This is a genomic window from aff. Roholtiella sp. LEGE 12411, from assembly GCF_015206995.1.
In the GTDB taxonomy this organism is placed as follows: domain Bacteria; phylum Cyanobacteriota; class Cyanobacteriia; order Cyanobacteriales; family Nostocaceae; genus Komarekiella.
The window spans coordinates 1-1,767 of the sequence record NZ_JADEXR010000301.1 but is presented as its reverse complement, the minus strand read 5'-3'; the positions used below and the strand labels follow the sequence as shown (position 1 = coordinate 1,767).

Annotated in this window: 2 protein-coding genes; one reads left to right on the top strand and one right to left on the bottom strand. The window is 40.5% G+C overall.

The genetic code is table 11. The features are described from left to right. Positions 1-127 precede the first annotated feature (127 nt). A complete protein-coding gene (locus IQ246_RS29535; RefSeq protein ID WP_244142204.1) occupies positions 128-1,210 on the bottom strand; it encodes a transposase in 1,083 nt (360 codons plus the stop codon). A gap of 87 nt (positions 1,211-1,297) precedes the next feature. On the opposite strand from IQ246_RS29535, the gene tnpA reads away from it, so the two are divergent. Continuing rightward, positions 1,298-1,693, top strand: a complete 396-nt coding sequence (gene tnpA / locus IQ246_RS29530; RefSeq protein WP_194006829.1) for an IS200/IS605 family transposase — start codon at positions 1,298-1,300, stop codon at positions 1,691-1,693. Positions 1,694-1,767: the final 74 nt, after the last annotated feature.

Sequence of the window (1,767 nt, the reverse complement as noted above, 5' to 3'; positions counted from 1 at the left end):
GTTGACACTCCCCACGCCTAAAGGCGGGGGATTCCAGCGTCACTGACGTTCCTTGCTTTTACAGGTCTTGCGACCAATAGAAGTAGAGGAAACATCTCGACTGGCGTTACTTTGGGGTTGCCCACCCCTAGCGGAAAGCCCGACTTAAAATTACTTTGGCTGCATTCACATCACGTTGTTCGATGTGGCCGCAATGAGGGCAAGAATGAGTTCTGGTGCTAAGTGATTTATGGACTCTAGCGCCACAATTACTGCATTCTTGGCTTGTGAAATGAGGCGGAACAGCAATTATTTCCCGTCCAAATTTCTCTCCAAAGTATTCAAGCCACTGGCGGAAATTGTACCAAGAAGCATCTGCTATGCTTTTGGCTAGTTTGTGGTTTCTTACCAAGCCGCTAATATTTAAATCTTCCAAGACTACCTTAGCGTTAGCCAGGGTTAAGTTACGCGCCAGTCTCTTGGCGTGTTCATCCCTTTGTCTTGTTACTTTTAAATGTTTACGAGCATAAACACCACGCGCTTTCCTTCTACCAGAAGACCCTTTTTTCTTTTTATAAATGTTGCGTTGGCTAGCTTTGATATCTTTCTCAGCTTTACGCAAATATCGCGGGTTTTCTTCATGCTTACCGTTACTATCAGAGTAAAAGTACTCCAACCCTACATCAATGCCGATAACAGAAGTAGTTAACGGTGCTTCCTGCTTGTTATCAACTTTTACGCAAAACTGCACGTAATATCCATCTACACGACGAACAATCCTAACTCTCTTAATTAATTCAACAGGACAAGCATGGATATCCCATTTACCTAATAATTTAAGTTCACCAATACCTTTCTTATCAGTGAATGCTATTCGTCGTTTTGTTGGGTGCAGATTCCAAGACTGTTGTTTATATTCAACAGATCGACTGTGCTTTTTAAACCTCGGGTAGCCTTTCAACCCTGGTTTTTTGGCTTTGCAATTCGCAAAGAATCTGTTGATAGCACGTTCTACGTTTTCGACTGATGCTTGACAAGCATGGCTGCTTAAGTTTCTTACAAATTCATACTCTGCTCTTAATTGAGTGTTGTACTGGTACAGTTCTTTTTTACCAACGCCACGATTATCTATCCAATATCTAAGCACTTTATTTCTGACAAACTGACTTGTGCGAATAGCTTCATCTATAGCTTTTGCTTGTGGTTTTTTGACAACTGCTTTGTACTCCATTACTAACACTCTTAAATCACCTCCTTGATATACAGCCTTACTTGAAATACTATATGGCTATATGCTATATAATGTCAACAAGGTTCCATGCAAAAGTTTAAATCAAACAAAAATGTTGTTTATTCGTGTAAATATCATGTTATTTTTTGCCCTAAATACAGAAGGCCAGTGCTTGTGAATGCAATCGCCTCTCGACTGAAAGAGTTACTTGCTCAAATAGCAATTGACATTAAAGTTGAAATTATAGAGATGGAAATAATGCCAGATCATGTACATTTACTAGTAGAAGTTGACCCGCAATTTGGAATACACCGTGTTGTGAAGAGATTCAAAGGTGCGACTTCTAGGTATTTGCGATTAGAATTTCCAGAGTTGAAAAGTAGATTACCTACTTTGTGGACTAATTCTTATTTTGTTTCGACAGTGGGAGGCGCACCACTGGAAGCGGTGAAGATGTACATCCAAAATCAGAAAGAAACTTGACGGCGAATAAATTCGCCAACGGCTAACCCCCATAAATGAATTTAGGGGCTAGCCCGCCGTTGAGACTTTGGTCT

Bases quoted from the DNA above. Each gene is read 5' to 3' on its own strand.
- IQ246_RS29535 (WP_244142204.1), bottom strand. From the start codon at position 1,210: ATGGAGTACAAAGCAGTTGTCAAAAAACCACAAGCAAAAGCTATAGAT.
- tnpA (WP_194006829.1), top strand. From the start codon at position 1,298: ATGCAAAAGTTTAAATCAAACAAAAATGTTGTTTATTCGTGTAAATAT.